The sequence below is a fragment of the Crocosphaera sp. genome (assembly GCF_030064895.1).
Lineage (GTDB): Bacteria > Cyanobacteriota > Cyanobacteriia > Cyanobacteriales > Microcystaceae > Crocosphaera.
The window spans coordinates 1-15,957 of sequence record NZ_JASJEB010000067.1; the positions used below are offsets into that span (position 1 = coordinate 1).

The 15,957-nt window shown below is 36.0% G+C and carries 11 protein-coding genes and 1 CRISPR repeat array; of the genes, 8 read left to right on the plus strand and 3 right to left on the minus strand.

The window, feature by feature from the left end:
* Positions 1 to 5 precede the first annotated feature (5 nt).
* A CRISPR array of direct repeats spans positions 6 to 1,997; the repeat unit is 37 nt; unit sequence GTTTCAACTATTATTAATCCTTATGAGGGATTGAAAC.
* A 24-nt stretch (positions 1,998 to 2,021) separates the two neighbouring features.
* Entirely contained in the window at positions 2,022 to 4,166 is a 2,145-nt protein-coding gene (locus QNJ66_RS15520) for a recombinase family protein (protein WP_300508461.1), read from the minus strand.
* A 103-nt stretch (positions 4,167 to 4,269) separates the two neighbouring features.
* On the opposite strand from QNJ66_RS15520, the gene QNJ66_RS15525 reads away from it, so the two are divergent.
* Complete coding sequence (locus QNJ66_RS15525) at positions 4,270 to 5,604, plus strand: proton extrusion protein PcxA (RefSeq protein ID WP_300508463.1); 1,335 nt, start codon at positions 4,270 to 4,272, stop codon at positions 5,602 to 5,604.
* Between the two features lie 75 nt (positions 5,605 to 5,679).
* Here the strand turns inward: QNJ66_RS15525 and QNJ66_RS15530 are convergent, their stop codons facing one another.
* Positions 5,680 to 6,252 (minus strand): sugar O-acetyltransferase, encoded by a 573-nt coding sequence (locus QNJ66_RS15530; RefSeq protein ID WP_300508465.1) that lies wholly within the window; start codon positions 6,250 to 6,252, stop codon positions 5,680 to 5,682.
* Positions 6,253 to 6,508: 256 nt separating this feature from the next.
* On the opposite strand from QNJ66_RS15530, the gene QNJ66_RS15535 reads away from it, so the two are divergent.
* From QNJ66_RS15535 to QNJ66_RS15555, 5 genes are all read left to right on the plus strand, one after another.
* Positions 6,509 to 6,685, plus strand: a complete 177-nt coding sequence (locus QNJ66_RS15535) for a hypothetical protein (RefSeq protein ID WP_300508466.1) — start codon at positions 6,509 to 6,511, stop codon at positions 6,683 to 6,685.
* Between the two features lie 203 nt (positions 6,686 to 6,888).
* The gene (eno, locus tag QNJ66_RS15540) at positions 6,889 to 8,163 is read left to right on the plus strand and encodes a phosphopyruvate hydratase (protein ID WP_300508468.1); all 1,275 of its coding nucleotides are present in this window, start codon (positions 6,889 to 6,891) and stop codon (positions 8,161 to 8,163) included.
* Positions 8,164 to 8,245: 82 nt separating this feature from the next.
* Positions 8,246 to 10,078 carry a cyclic nucleotide-binding domain-containing protein gene (locus QNJ66_RS15545; RefSeq protein WP_300508470.1) on the plus strand — a complete coding sequence of 611 codons (1,833 nt, stop codon included), beginning with the start codon at positions 8,246 to 8,248 and terminating at the stop codon, positions 10,076 to 10,078.
* Positions 10,079 to 10,245: 167 nt separating this feature from the next.
* Positions 10,246 to 11,826, plus strand: coding sequence for a VWA domain-containing protein (locus QNJ66_RS15550; RefSeq protein WP_300508471.1), 1,581 nt, complete (start codon positions 10,246 to 10,248; stop codon positions 11,824 to 11,826).
* Between the two features lie 98 nt (positions 11,827 to 11,924).
* The gene (locus tag QNJ66_RS15555; RefSeq protein ID WP_300508473.1) at positions 11,925 to 13,196 is read left to right on the plus strand and encodes a hypothetical protein; all 1,272 of its coding nucleotides are present in this window, start codon (positions 11,925 to 11,927) and stop codon (positions 13,194 to 13,196) included.
* A 242-nt stretch (positions 13,197 to 13,438) separates the two neighbouring features.
* Here QNJ66_RS15555 and QNJ66_RS15560 read toward each other — a convergent pair whose 3' ends face one another.
* Entirely contained in the window at positions 13,439 to 13,561 is a 123-nt protein-coding gene (locus QNJ66_RS15560) for a hypothetical protein (protein ID WP_300508475.1), read from the minus strand.
* A 90-nt stretch (positions 13,562 to 13,651) separates the two neighbouring features.
* On the opposite strand from QNJ66_RS15560, the gene QNJ66_RS15565 reads away from it, so the two are divergent.
* The gene (locus tag QNJ66_RS15565; protein WP_300508477.1) at positions 13,652 to 14,908 is read left to right on the plus strand and encodes an ATP-grasp domain-containing protein; all 1,257 of its coding nucleotides are present in this window, start codon (positions 13,652 to 13,654) and stop codon (positions 14,906 to 14,908) included.
* Positions 14,905 to 15,825 carry a CoA-binding protein gene (locus tag QNJ66_RS15570; RefSeq protein WP_300508478.1) on the plus strand — a complete coding sequence of 307 codons (921 nt, stop codon included), beginning with the start codon at positions 14,905 to 14,907 and terminating at the stop codon, positions 15,823 to 15,825. Before QNJ66_RS15565 ends, QNJ66_RS15570 begins: the two co-directional genes overlap by 4 nt.
* Positions 15,826 to 15,957 lie beyond the last annotated feature (132 nt).

Consider the following 15,957-nt stretch of genomic DNA (forward strand, 5'->3'; position numbering starts at 1 on the left):
ACTAAGTTTCAACTATTATTAATCCTTATGAGGGATTGAAACAGCAGCACAATATCTACTCGATATCTGTACCAGAAATCCTAGTTTCAACTATTATTAATCCTTATGAGGGATTGAAACTAAGAACCGCGCGATTTTTCTAGAGACTAAAATTTTTCAGTTTCAACTATTATTAATCCTTATGAGGGATTGAAACCACCGAGAAGATTGCCTATTGCCTCAAGGCTTCAGGGGTTTCAACTATTATTAATCCTTATGAGGGATTGAAACTCATATTTGGCAAGCTTACAGCCCCTGGTCAACTGTTTCAACTATTATTAATCCTTATGAGGGATTGAAACCTCTTTAATTCCTCTGCTTTTTCTTGATGGTACTTCCAGTTTCAACTATTATTAATCCTTATGAGGGATTGAAACTTCACAAGGGAAAGCACCAGTTAATTTACACAGAGTTTCAACTATTATTAATCCTTATGAGGGATTGAAACTCAAGCCTTGCAAAGATATATAAATTTATGGGACAAGCAGTTTCAACTATTATTAATCCTTATGAGGGATTGAAACTTAAAGAGGATAATTATGTTGTCTTGGAATATATCTTGTTTCAACTATTATTAATCCTTATGAGGGATTGAAACACCTATAATCAAATTAACTTTTATTTCTTATTGACGTTTCAACTATTATTAATCCTTATGAGGGATTGAAACTTATGTTGTGACTATAATGGATGATACATTGACAGTGTTTCAACTATTATTAATCCTTATGAGGGATTGAAACAACACTTGCCAAATATCATTAAGAATTAGATTAATTATTCGTTTCAACTATTATTAATCCTTATGAGGGATTGAAACAATACTATGTCTGCAACCCTTAGTAGCATTATTTCTTCGTTTCAACTATTATTAATCCTTATGAGGGATTGAAACGTATGGTGGTCGCGAATCGAGCAGATATACTCGGGTATGTTTCAACTATTATTAATCCTTATGAGGGATTGAAACAAATTTAGTTACCACCTTTTCGGCTGTTAGCTGCTCAAGTTTCAACTATTATTAATCCTTATGAGGGATTGAAACATATACTCGGTTTTTATTTGAGATTTACAAGCACACATTGTTTCAACTATTATTAATCCTTATGAGGGATTGAAACCTATGCTATTATCCCTGCTCAGGAAATGTGGGACGCTGTTTCAACTATTATTAATCCTTATGAGGGATTGAAACTCCTAATTTAATTTTTCCCCCTTCTTTGCAGACTGTTTCAACTATTATTAATCCTTATGAGGGATTGAAACGCATTAGAGATAATATTATCAGCAAATTGAGTACCAGTAGTTTCAACTATTATTAATCCTTATGAGGGATTGAAACACGTTGTTGTTTTTGTGTTTGATTTTTTCTATTTTGTTTCAACTATTATTAATCCTTATGAGGGATTGAAACTCGACACAGAGCTTTAGGCGAACTTGCCTAACAAGAATGCGTTTCAACTATTATTAATCCTTATGAGGGATTGAAACTTAATTTTAGATCATAGTATCCTGGTATTTGCCCAAAATCATCTAATGTTTCAACTATTATTAATCCTTATGAGGGATTGAAACCCAAAACCGCATAGCGCAAGGGAACCGTAAAAGTTTGGGTGTTTCAACTATTATTAATCCTTATGAGGGATTGAAACTAAGGACTGAGTAAATTAGCTGCAACTCAGGGGGACATGGGTTTCAACTATTATTAATCCTTATGAGGGATTGAAACTTGTGTTAATTATTGGTGTGTTTTTCTGAATCATTGGGTTTCAACTATTATTAATCCTTATGAGGGATTGAAACTCTCTTGGTTCACAGAGGTGGTTTAGGGTGCTAGATAGCACCTTAGTTTCAACTATTATTAATCCTTATGAGGGATTGAAACTAATTTATTATTTAATTCTGCTGTGTACTGTGGATTATTTCAACTATTATTAATCCCTAAACTGAACTTTAAACCCGATAAAAAACCTTAATTTTTATCATATTTGTTTACAGCCATTAACTATAGTTAAAAGGGGGCCAGTCTGTTCTGTTCCCTTAACACTTAAATCACTATGACATAGTATAACTTTATCCTCTACTCGTCCCAATAAATCATTTAAAATACGCTTTAAACGGGCTTTATCCGCCTCAAAATCGTCTTCAGGGGTTAAACTTTGTCCTGACCATTTTCTGAGGAATAAGGGGGCGCAAAATAGAACTGAAGCCCCACCTTTTTCCCATAAATTTGAAGATATATCTAGCCAAAATTGCCAACGGTGACAACTTTTTAAGGAGCGATACTGGAAAACAGTCGCCAAGGTAACATAACTAGGTTTTGTCCCTAAGTAATAGAGGGGGCGAGGGTTAGCTGTAATGGTTCCCCTTCTTAATAATTGAATAAACTCGATTAAAGTTGCCCTTGGCAATTTTGGGTTAGGATCAGATTCTCGTAAACGGCGATCAATTTCCCAAAAATGTTGAGTGGTTTCTGTTAATTCTTTCAAAGCAGATAATTGTTGATAGGATAGTTGATATTTGACTTCTATTAATTCTTTAATAGCTTTATCTAATACTTTCATGGGACTAGAAAGTTGCTCTTGTTCTACTTGCAATTGTGTCTTTTTTATCCAATCCACTAGACTATTATAAGCTTCTGTAGCTCTATGACCAATTCTATCCCAACGGGGATAATTCTCAAGGGGTATAAATTGACAATTTTCTGAGTTTATTTGATAACAACTATCTGCAATTAAACCTGCTCTAACTGGATCGATAGCTGCTATTTTTTGCCGATTATCATAGCTCAAAATAGTCAGCATTTGCGCAATATCATCCCCATAAAATAATCTAGCTAAACCTGGATAAACCACACCTAATAGAGTCAATAAACCTTTAACTAGAGGAAAACTAATTAAAGGGCGTTGTTCATTTAACGGTTTAACGGGAATATTAGCCGCCGATAAAATTTCCAGCAATGTGTAACGGGCAATTTCGTCTAATCCTGGAGCAATAATAGCAACATCTTCGGGATTAATTTGCTTACTTTTTATATTTTCAACAATAAAATTAGCAGTTTTTCGTAATAGTTCAGCGCGCGAAATAGTTTGGATAGAAGTAAAACAATCTGGCAATGTTTCTACCAATAAAGGATTAGTAGCTAGTTGGGTAATTAATTCACCATAATTGCTCTGAATTCTGGGATAATTATCTAATATTTTAACCTGACCATGAGATGATAATTGAGATAAAGATTGAGGATCAGCATTTAATCCTAAACGGACTTGTCCATCAGGATTGTAAGTAAATACACCAAAAGCATTATGATCTAAAAAAAACTTAAATACATCAGCAGCGATCGCAGGATAATCATCCACATCATCGGCAAAAATACCCTGATAACGAGTGGTCAGATGGTCTTGATATCGGGGATTAGGCAATAAATACCGCCAATAAAGAGTATAAATTAACCCATAAGTCAACAAACCTCGATTTAAACACCATTTCTGCCATTCTAAAATCAGATCACCCCGTAATTGACCCAAAGAAGTCTCGGTCATCTCTGAATTATTTAACTGTTCTAAAAAATACTGCCCGCCCTCTAAACCATGTTCTAGAATATAGGGGATATGCTCCACCATAACCCCACTAGCACCGGCTAACTGGAGTAAATCCAGGGTTTGACGGACAAAGCGAAACTCGCTATTTCCCGTTAGGCTTGCTAAAAACTGGTCTTCGGGGGAGTTCCCGTCATTACTCCGATGGTGTCGCCATAACTCAGTCGCGAGAAATTGCTCTGTTTCCGGACGCAAAAGCAAGGGAAACTGGGCTTTTAAAGAGAGTTCCTCGAACAATAAGGGCCAAAACAGTTTGATTTCATCTCTCATCCACCCTATAGGGGTTTTACAGTAAATTGGGTAACTTCCCTGGACAGCTAAGGAAAGTCGGTCGGCTAAATCACGACGATTATCGTCATTAGCTGAAAAAACCAATACTGATGAGGCCAGGTTTTGGGTGACGGATTGAACAGAAGACAAACTTTTGTGCTGACGTTTATCTTCAACCCAACTACAAAATGCTTGGATTAATTCGGTTGTCTTTCCGGTTCGCGTGGTTCCTTCTATCCACAGAGAGGTTCGTTTCACGGACAGTCCTCAAGTAAATGGGTTAATAACAATTATTTTGCAATGATTTCTTGTGGGTTCTGTGTTAATTTTATTTTTTTGTTGCAGGTAAGTCGAAATTATTATGAAATTTAAGTCCTTAATTAAAAAGACTTCTAATTGGTTAACAGCTACCCCCCAAAGATCCTTAGATACAGCATATAAAGCAGCTTTGAAGATCAAGGCCATTGAAGATAATCATTTTGGTGGGCGGCAAGTTTCTAGACAAAATGGTGACTATGGTGACAGTGTTCTTGCCTATTTTCAAACAGAAGTTAAGGGTTATTTACAGAAAATCAATATGGCGTTAGGGATGTTTAAAACCAGTCGCCTATTTATCAATATTTCTAATCTCAAAGATTCTCCTCAAGATATCACAAGCGAAAAAGACTTACAAAAAAATGCGACAACAGTTGCGATTATTTTTGATAAATTAGACTTCATAGATCAAGTTACATCTCGGTATCAATATAGCCATAGAGAAGAGATTAATAATGCTTCTTTAATTGTAGCGCAACAATCTCTAAATGGACAAGAAAGCGAACAATTAGAGAGTAAAGAGAAACTAGAAAACTCTAAAGCTCAAAAACATGATAATCCTTTATCATCTGCTTCGCAAAAAACAGGTGTTTTACCCCGTTCTTTTATTAACACCCTCAATCGAATTAAACAAGAAATTGATCCAAAATCTGGGGAAAGTGAAGAACAAGTTATTAATAAATATCGAAAATCTCGTTTAAGAACAGCCCTGTCTGTTAAGTTCATATTATTATTGATTATTGTTCCTTTGTTGACTCATCAATTAACGAAAACTTTTTTGTTAACGCCCATTATTCATCAATATTTCCAAAGTAATGAGCAAGTTGTTTTCATCAATAAAGATTTAGAAGAAGAAGCTTTTAGAGAATTAAGTCATTATGAAGAAATTCTCAGATTTAAAGGATTGATTGGTTTACGAGATCCTCTAACAGACGAACAAATTGAAGAAAAAGTTAAGCATAAAGCGGAAGAAATAACAGAAGAATACCGCACTCATGGGATTAATTCTATTGGTAATATTTTTGCTGATTTATTTTCTATAGCTGCCTTTGCTTTAGTGATTCTTAGTAGTCGTAAAGAAATTGAAGTCTTGAAATCTTTTTTAGATGAAATTTTGTATGGTTTGAGTGATCCAGCTAAAGCATTTTTGATTATTTTATTTACTGATATGTTCGTGGGTTTCCACTCTCCTCATGGTTGGGAGGTTATTTTAGAAGGAGTCGCTCATCATTTTGGATTACCAGAAAATCAATCGTTTAACTTTCTGTTTATTGCGACGTTTCCAGTTATCTTAGATACTGTTCTTAAATATTGGATTTTCCGTTATCTTAATCGTATTTCGCCCTCCGCAGTTGCCACTTATAAGAATATGAATGAATAAAAAATTAACAGTTAACAATTAACAATTAATAATTATCTTTCCTAAGATATCCTTACTCATTAAAATTAGGACATTTTATTTAATTGGTCGAAGAACACGACACGGGTTGCCAACAGCAACAACATTTTCAGGAATATTTTTTGTAACAATACTACCGGCACCGATAACACTATTATTACCAATATTTACACCAGGAAGAATAATAGAACTTCCCCCAATCCAAACATTATCACCAATGGTAATAGGATAGGCCATTTCTTTCCCTGAAATTCTTTCTTCGGGGTTAATAGGATGAGTTGCAGCATAAACTTGTACATTGGGACCAAACTTAACATTGTCACCAATTGTAACTAGATTGCAGTCAAGAATAACACAACCAAAATTAGCATAAAAGTTCTCCCCAATGTCGATATTATAGCCATAATCACAGCGAAAAGGAGACTCTATCCACAACTCTTTATCTGTCTGGAATAACTCCTTAATTATTTGACTTCTTTCTGTTTGACTTCCATCAGGAATATTATTTAACTGTTGACATAATTTTTTGGCTCTTTTTCTATCATTAAGTAAGCCTTCTTCAAAACCATTATAATACTCTCCTTTGAGCATTTTTTGCTTTTCCGTACTCGAAGTTTGTAGATTTTCCATAGATTATCAATGATTGTAAAATCTTCTGTTTTTTGAAGTATATCACTTTATTAATACCAGTCTTATCCCATTCTCATTTGAAAAGTTCTAATTCCGAACTCCGAACTCTGAACTCTGAATGCTTACAAATAATTTAACTTTGCTTAACCTAAAATTAACCGTTTAACTGATCCAGAAACAGTTATGATAGTTAAAGATAAAAAACAACTTAACAACAAAAATTGTGAGCCAAATCATAGGGCCGGAGAATAGATTAATGGAAAATCAAACAGTAGGGATAGTGGTATTACCGAGAGAGGAAAAAGACCAAGAATTGCAAAAATCCCTAAATCCTTTAGCAGAAAACTTCGATTTTGATAGTTGGGCAAAAATGGTGAAACGACAGATGAATAAGTCATTACATTACCCTTTCTCTCACTATTTATCCAAATAAATAAATCAATTTTAAATTCTGATTGACCTCAGTGAGATAAATTTAAGAGTTGATTATTAGGAATTTGGCTTTAGTTTAAGGAGATTTTTTAGAAAATCTTAAGGGAAAATACAGAGAATAATAGCAAGAGATGACAGATAATTAGAGCATGATTTCTTCAATCGTCTAAACGATTTCAACGATTATTCAGGAGACTGGACTTCATGCGGATTAAAAAAATTATCGCCTCAGAAATGCTTGATTCACGGGGTAACCCTACGGTTGAGGCCCAAGTCATGCTTGAAGATGGCACCGTCGGAAGTGCATTAGTGCCTTCTGGGGCTTCTACAGGAGAAAAAGAAGCTGTAGAAATGCGCGATGGGGATAAAAGCCGTTATAAGGGCAAAGGTGTGCTAAAAGCCGTAGAAAATGCTAATAATCATCTCGCACCGGCTCTCATTGGAATGGATGTTACCCAACAAAGGGCCATCGATCAAACCATGATTGACCTTGATGGGACTCCTAATAAAGCCAAAATGGGAGCTAATGCTATTTTAGCCATTTCCCTAGCGGCTGCTCGCACCGCAGCTAATTACCTAAAAATGCCCCTGTATCGCTATTTGGGGGGAACTAACGCCTCTTTATTGCCCGTTCCCTGTATGAACGTTATCAATGGAGGATCTCACGCCGATAATACGGTTGATTTCCAAGAATTCATGATTGCTCCCCATAACGCACCCAATTTTGCCGAAGCTATTCGCATGGGGGCAGAAACCTTCCATACTCTCAAAGGTTTATTAAAAGATAAAGGATTAAGTACAGGTATCGGCGATGAAGGTGGGTTTGCACCCAATTTAAAATCCAATGAAGACGCGATCGAGTTTATTATAGAAGCGATCGAAGCAGCCGGTTATAAACCTGGGGAAGATATATCTATTTGTCTTGATCCGGCTACCTCAGAATTATGGAAAGATGGCAAATATTTATTCTTTAAATCCGATAATTCTACCAAAACTCCCTCAGAAATGGTGGCACTTTGGGAAGAATGGATGAACAAATATCCCATTGTTTCTTTAGAAGATGGTATGGGAGAAAATGACTGGGATGGTTGGAAAGAACTGACAGAAAAAATTGGCAATAAAGTGGAATTAGTTGGGGATGATTTATTCTGTACAAACCCCACAATTTTGGCCGAAGGTATCGAAAAAGGTGTTGCTAATTCTGTTTTAATTAAGGTCAATCAAATTGGTAGTTTAACCGAAACTTTAGATACCATTGAATTAGCTAAAAAGCATAACTATAAATGTTTTGTTTCCCATCGTTCTGGGGAAACAGAAGACACAACCATTGCTGATTTAGTGGTAGCTACCAGTGCAGGACAAATTAAAACAGGTTCTGGTTGTCGGGGTGAACGTATCGCTAAATTTAACCAACTTTTACGCATTGAAAGGGACTTAGGTAAAGCTGCTCGCTTTGCTGGTAAATCAGCCTTTTTGTAATTGCAAAATTTCTATGTAGGGGTTAATGAACATTGACCCCTATTGATGTATTTTAATAATCTAATTTTAAGCCGTTTTAATTATGTCAAATTCGCCTATTATTACAGCTTTTATCTATGGAATTATTAGTGCTTGTTCCATGCCTTTAGGGTCTATTACTGCCTTATTATGGAATCCTGTATCAAAGACTATTGCCTTTTTAACTGCATTTGGAAGTGGGGCATTATTAGCAGCCTTAGTCATAGATTTAGTAGGAAGTGCCACAGAAAGAGGGCATATTATTGAATTGGTAATTGGGTCGATTATTGGTAGTTTATTTTTCAGTTTTGTCAATAAATTGGTCAATGATTCTGGAGGATTTTTACGTAAACCTTCGACAACTTTATCCCATTTTACTCAAAAAGAAGCGCGTCGCTTTCAACAACGGGTAGATGGTCTCAAAAGAATTGACTTATTTTATGATGCTAATCGTTCTCTGAGACAAAAATTGGCTAACAGTTTGTTAGTTACTCATTATCCCAAAGGAACTACTATTTATCGTCAAGACGATCCCAGTGAAACCTTATATATTATCAAAAAAGGTAAAGTTACTTTATTAGACCCCCAAGCAAACTTTGAACCATTAAAATACCTTCAAGAAAATGATGTTTTTGGTCAATTTTCTTTTTTAACCGCTTCTCCCCATAAAACCATCGCCCAAACTACAGAAGACACAGAAATTGATATTTTACCCCGTCCAGACTTTGAAAAATTATTGCCCACCTCTCCCTATTTATGCCAACAAATGGAACAATTTTGGCAGAGTGAAAACCTACATAATTATCTCGAAAAACGTCAAGGACTCGAGCAAAATAAAATTAAATCTTGGGTGAGTAAAGCAACAGAAATCATGTATCGAGAAGGGACTATTTTACCGGCCGTTAAAGTAGAAGACCATGAGGAAGAATTTTTACAAATAGCGCGACAAATTATGAGATTTCCTGTCTTTCGTTATTTGTATCACCACGAATTACTAGAAATTGCTCAACGTTTAACCTATCATCACTATAAGGATGGTTATGTCTTCTTTCAACCAGAAGAAATTTCCGATCGCTTGTTTATTATTGATCAAGGGGAAGTAGAAATTATTTATCCCCATCATCTACAAAAACCCCCTGTTCTCCTCAAACCACAGGATACTGTAGGAGAATTATCCTTTGTCACCGGGGCCAACCATACAGTTAGTGCGGTAGCGTTAACCGATGTGCAAGGTTGGGTACTGAGAAAACGAGATTTTGATGAAATGCTCCAACAGTCTAAAAATTTGGATGAAAGCATCAAAAAGTTTTTAGAACAACCAAAATTACAAGATTACTTGCTTAAACAACAAAATTTTACTTCATCCGAAGCGGGACAATGGATACAAAAAGCTTGTCAAAGCATGAATGCTGGTCATTTAATTCCTTCGGCCATTACCATGTCTAATACTGTAGCGCAACATAAAGACGCACCCATGGCCATCTGGTTAGGTTTATTAATGGATGGTATTCCCGAAGCGTTAACTATTGGAGCGCACATTATTACAGCACCATTAAGTCCGGCGTTATTAGCTGGTTTATTCATTTCTAATTATCCAGAAGCTCTTTCTAGTTCCCACGGGATGAAAGCACAAGGGTTTTCTATCAAGAAAATTTTGATGATGTGGAGTTCTATCATGGTAATTACTGGTATTTTGGCAGCAATAGGTAGTGTTATCTTTGCTAATGTTCCCGATAACTTAGTGTCTTTGGTAGGGTCAATGGCCGCCGGTGCTATGTTAACAGTAATTTCGGAAACTATGTTACCGGAAGCTTATGCAAAAGGAGGTTCTATTGTGGGAATTTCAACGGTATTAGGTTTTTTATCTATTATTGTTATTAATACTTGGGGAAATTAACTCACCTCTCAACACTGCTCTGTTAACTTTCATTGTCTTTTGAGACAGGTATGGGAAGGATAGGGAGGATGGGGTCTAGAGGAGCAAAATATTAATATTGGTTCTAGTCTTCCTACACTCCCCAAAATTACCAAACTAAAACATTTTTTCATTCATTTAACAGTATTATGGGTAATCAAAAAATTATTCGCTTAATTATTAGTTTCTGTCTCACTGCTTTCCTGACAGTAACTATTTATAGTTGTCAAAATAATCAAATTAGTCAAAATAATAATAGCGTTGATAACAGTAATAACGTCCGTATTGGTATTTCTTCCGAGAATTTAATTTTTGAAGAAGAAATAACAGCTTTAACCCAACAAGCAACGGGAAGAAAAGTTACTATTGTCCCCAAAGGTTCCGTTTCTTTAGTTAATATGGCTTGTAAAGGAGAAGTAGATGCGATCGCTATTGCTGATGAAATGTGGCCCAATATTAAATGTCCTTCAGCTAATTGGGTGGATACTTCGGGAACATTGTATCAAAGTCGAGTGCAGTTTGCTCTACCAAAAACCACAGCGCAAGCATTAGGATGGGACAAAAAAATTGTTTCTCGTCAAGAAATTGTTGATAAATTAAAATCAGGAGAATTACAGTTAGCGACCACCATTCCCACTTACAGTAATAGTGGCTATAATACCTTACTTTGGTTGACCAGAGAAACCATTACTTCTAGTTTAACTCCCGAAAAAATAACACCCGAGTCATTACAACCTTTACAACCTATTTATCAAAATTTAGGTAAATCAAGTGAAAGTACAGGTTATTTAGCAGAGGTATTAGCTAAAGATTGGCCAGAAAATACTATTGCTGCTCTCTATCGATTTTTATACGCTCCCGATGGGACAGCATTATATCATCATGGACAAACACTTCCCCTATCACAACCGGTTACTTTAATTGAAGTTAAACCCGCTATTGCTGTTACCCCAACTTGGTTTGTTACCACAGAAGATGAAACCCTAAAAACTCAATTAATTGAAGGAGTATTTAATCAATTAGAAACAAAAAATTCCCGTAAATTTGAGCAAATAAAACAACTTAATCCACCCTTACCGGATACAGTTACTAGAGAAGCGACTCCCATCGCTGAAGTGCATCGTCAACTGTTAGATAACTTTCATCCTTCAATACGACAAAAACGTTGGATTGTTGGTATTATTGATGCGTCTGGTTCTATGAGAGGACAAGGTTATCAACAATTATTAACTGCTTTTTCAGAATTATTAGAACCTCAAAAAGCCAAAAATAATTTTTTATACTCTCCTAATGACCGATTTAGTCTAATTATTTATCAAAAAAATAACGCCTATCAAATCCCTTTGAATAGTCAACCAGGACAAGAAATTACCAGAGAAATATTATGGGAAACTTTGCAGCAAGAAGTTAAACCAGGGGGCGCAACTCCTGTGGATAAAGGGTTAATGATGGGGTTAGAAACCGCCCTAAAAATTTCCCCTGATTATAAAATAGAAATTTTCTTGTTTACCGATGGACAATTTCAAGATCCTATTACTCCTGAACTGTTAAATATTTATCAATCACTTCAAGAGAAAAATGTCGAATTAACTGTTGTTGGAGCAGGAGGAATTGATGCTGAACAATTACAAAAATTATCTGCTCAACTAGATGCAAGACCTATTATTTCGTCAAATGCTAGTGAAACGTTAGATCAATTATTAAAAGCTTTTCGGGAAGCTCAAATTTAGTCATTTCATTTATCATTTATCATTCGTTTGGAAGTAGGCTTGAAACCAAAATGTTCAATGTTTAGTCAATATTGTTTAGTTTAAAAGAGGTGAAATAGATGAATAGCAAACGGCAACTCTCTCAACTTATTAGTAGTCTTCTTATTGTTCTCATAACCTTAGTTCTCAAATTATTAGGAATTAACTGGATTAATGCGATCGCTATTGGTTTAACAATAGGTTTATCGGTGTTAATTTTAACGAGTAGTTTAACTCAAAGAATTCAAAATTTTTCTAATTGGATTGCTTATATTTTAATGGGTTTAAGTATTTTCTTATTAGCGGTTTTTGGTATTCCACAAATTCAAGAAAATTTTAAAGCCCCTGATATAATTCATGGTTATGTGGGGGGAGAAAGATATGATTTATTAGTTATAAATGAAACAGTAAAAGAACTATTAGATGAACAAAATTTGCAGATAACCGAAGGAAGTATCACGAAAAAAGGTTCAATTTCTCAACTGACTGCCCTTAGCTCTCAAACAGAATTAAATGAGTTAGATTTTATTTGGACAGGAGATGCACCCATTGCCGAAGGAGGAAAACAAATTCTAGAAGCGAAAGGTATAAAAGTCTTAGATAATGAAGCAACATTTAGTGATCCTTTGGTGTTAGTTGTTAATAAAAATGCAGCCAAAACCTTAGCAGAAAATCAGTTTTTTACAGAAATTGAAGCTGACAATAATCTCAAAAATTATGGATTTGATTATGGAGTTGATGCCGTTACCTTTGCCGCTTTTTTAGAAGGAAATTCAACTTGGAAGCAAATGGGATTAATACAGTACGCTTCTCCTCCAGGAGTAATTATTACTGATGCTCGTAAATCAAATGGTGGGGTCATGGCTGAGACTTTAATCGGGACAATTTGGTACAATATGTTATTAAATAATTTAGCTAATCAACCACAATTAATCAATCGTTCTGATCTTACTCAATTTCAACCATTACCAATAGAAACACCTCCAGAACTTACAAAAAAAATGGAACAATTAAGGCTTCGTTCTGGGTTTGCTGAATCAACTTCTTCTAAAATTAAAGTATCTCTAGAAGAAGGGGGATTTCCTTGGGCATTAACTTATTATTCTGTGGCAAAAAAAATCATTCAAGCTAATCCTCAATTTACCTTAGTAGCTTTATCCCATACCGTTGTTAATAGTAATCAATTCTTATCTTTCTCAGAAAAAGGAACCCAACTATTACGCATTATTCAATCTCCAGAATTCCAAGAAGTTTCTCAAAATTATGGTTATGATTCACCTCAAGGAAATTGGATTGTTTTACCCGATCCCAGTTTTTCGGCGGTTAAATCTCTGTCTAACTTCTTACAATAAGGTAAATGATAATTATGTGGAATATGGTTTAAAATATAGAAAATACTATTCAATAGTTATAAAAAATTGATAGTCATGTAAGTCATTTTTTTCTACTTTTTGTGGCATCATTTACTCCGCATTTTAAGAATTGTTGTACGTTTTAATCAGAATTAATTTCAGGCATTTACTCCTCATCAGGATACTCTAAATATTCATTTTTACTATGTTTTTGTTGCTGAAATTATTAGTTTAATTGTTGTTTATTTGTTTTGAGAAGATCCAATATCTTTCTGTTTATCGTCAGGATAAGTTAACAATTTGCCATCGGTATCATCAAGTTGTGCTGTGGATGCCGCGCAGTTTATTTTTTGGTCGAAATTCATCCCCATCTAAAATATGGGTATTTTGATAGTATTTTTAAATGGGGACTTCTTTCAATATTTTGGTTAAAGCATTACCCAGGAGTTATAAAGATGGATTTATTGGAATATCAGGCTAAAGAACTTTTTCACCAGGTAGGAATTCCTATCTTACCTTCCCAACCCATTGCGCAATTAAGCGAACTCAAACACCTTCATATTCCTTATCCTGTCGTTCTTAAGTCCCAAGTCCATTCTGGGGGAAGAGGGAGAGCCGGAGGCATTCGTTTTGTGCAGAATACCATCGACGCTGTGGCGGCAGCCCAGGCTATCTTTAGTTTACCCATTTTAGGAGAATATCCTGAAGTGATTCTCGCTGAAGCCCGTTATGATGCCCAAGAGGAATTTTTCTTGTCTATTCTCCTCGATTATCAACTACAACGACCAGTTTTAATGGGTTCAGCTAAAGGGGGAATCGATGTAGAAACCCTGTTAAAACATACGCACAAAGTAGTCCTCCATCAAGGCTTTTCTCCCTTTTATGCCCGTCGTTTGGGTACTAAAATGGGGCTACAAGGTCGCCTCATTCATGGAGTGAGCATTATCCTCGAGAAAATGTATCAATTGTTTATCGAAAAAGACCTAGATTTAATTGAAATTAATCCTTTAGCGGTGAGTTCTTCTGGGGAGTTTATGGCTTTGGATGGGAAAATTACGGTTAATGATACGGCTTTGTCCCGTCATTTAGACTTATTGAGTTTTCTGAAACCAAAGGTTGATAAACCTTCCTCCGAAACTCCTCAACCAAGCATCGTCACCACTCCCCCCCAAAAACCTTGTTGGCTGCCAGCTAGGGAAAAAGAGGGTAATATTGGACTGATTGGTAACGGCTTAGGATTAACTTTGAGCAGTTGGGATTTCATGGTTAAGCAGAAAGCAAAACTACTAGGTGCTTTTATTATTGAAGAAAAAAGTAGCAGTAAATCCTTGATTAAACAGTTAGGTATTGCTATCGAAAAAATGCTCACCCTCCCTGATATTAAAGTTATTTTTATCAATATTGTTAGTAGCGATCAAACATCGGAGTTAGTTGCTCAGGCTTTACTCGATTATTGTCAGCCTTTGGTGGTAACATCGAGTAGCGACGAACGTTTACCTAGACCCACTGGGTCTAATTCGACCAGTCAACGGCCTATAACCCCCTCTCCTGAGAGTGAACCCGTAAAATGGGTGATCAGGCTGGCAGTGGACGATTTACAGCCCATAGAAGAGTCTTTTTCTGGTGTCTCTGTTAATTGTTTTGGGGGGCTGATGGAGGCTGTCAAAAAAACCGTTACTCTAAGTAATCAGGCATCAAAAAGAAAATCATGAAATGGGAAGCAGATAGTAAAATCTTAATTCAGGGGATTACTCATCCTTTGGCAATCAGTTATACTCCACGGATGAAAGCCCAAGGCACTAATATTGTTGCAGGGATTACTCTCGATGAGCAAACTGCTAATATTAACGATATTCCCTTGTTTACTTTGGTGGAAGAAGCGGTTAAGCAGGTGGGAGAAATCGATATCAGTCTCATTTTTAGTCCTCCCTATGAGGTGTTAGATGCCGGTTTAGAAGCGATCGCTGCGAATATTGAACAATTAGTTATTGTTACTTCTTGGGTTCCTCCTCTCGATTTAATTACCCTCCTAGAACAAGCAAAAGCAACCCATACTTTTGTCTTAGGTTCAGGTAGCGAAGGGTTATTAGTCCCTGATAAGTTTTGGTTGGGTGTGATGGAACCGGAATTCTATACTGAGGGATCAGTGGGGATTATTAGTCGTTGCGATCGCTTAATGGATGAGGTGGCGAAAATGCTAACTCAAGCAGGTTTAGGGCAGTCTTTAGCCATTAGTTTAGGATCGGATCGGATTATGGGATCAAATTTTGAGCAATGGTTACAGATCATGGAAGAGGATGACTCTACCAAGGCGATCGTTTTATTGGGACAACCCTACAGTAGTCCGGAGTTATTGGCTGCCCAATACATCAATTCAGGGATTGAAAAGCCTGTCATAGCCTATCTTCCAGGCATTCAAGCCCCCATTAATCGTAGTTTTGGCGATGCGACTAGCATTATTGCCAGTCAGTTATCTTATCAAAATACATCCACTACAGAGGAAAATCAAACTGTTACTGCTTTGAAAAAAGCAGGGGTGAAAATTGCTAATAATGTTGAGGAAATTCCTAAGTTAGTTCAACGTCTCTTTTCTAGTCAACGTCGTAAGTCACGGACATCTAAACGTTAGTTGACATACTCCCACCACTAATTGCTCCGCGCTTGTGTAGCAATATAGTGGGGGATTCTCTCCGTATCACTACTAGAGATTCCTTGTTCAACGAGACAACTTAGATTATCAATGTTGCCATTAACAACCCAG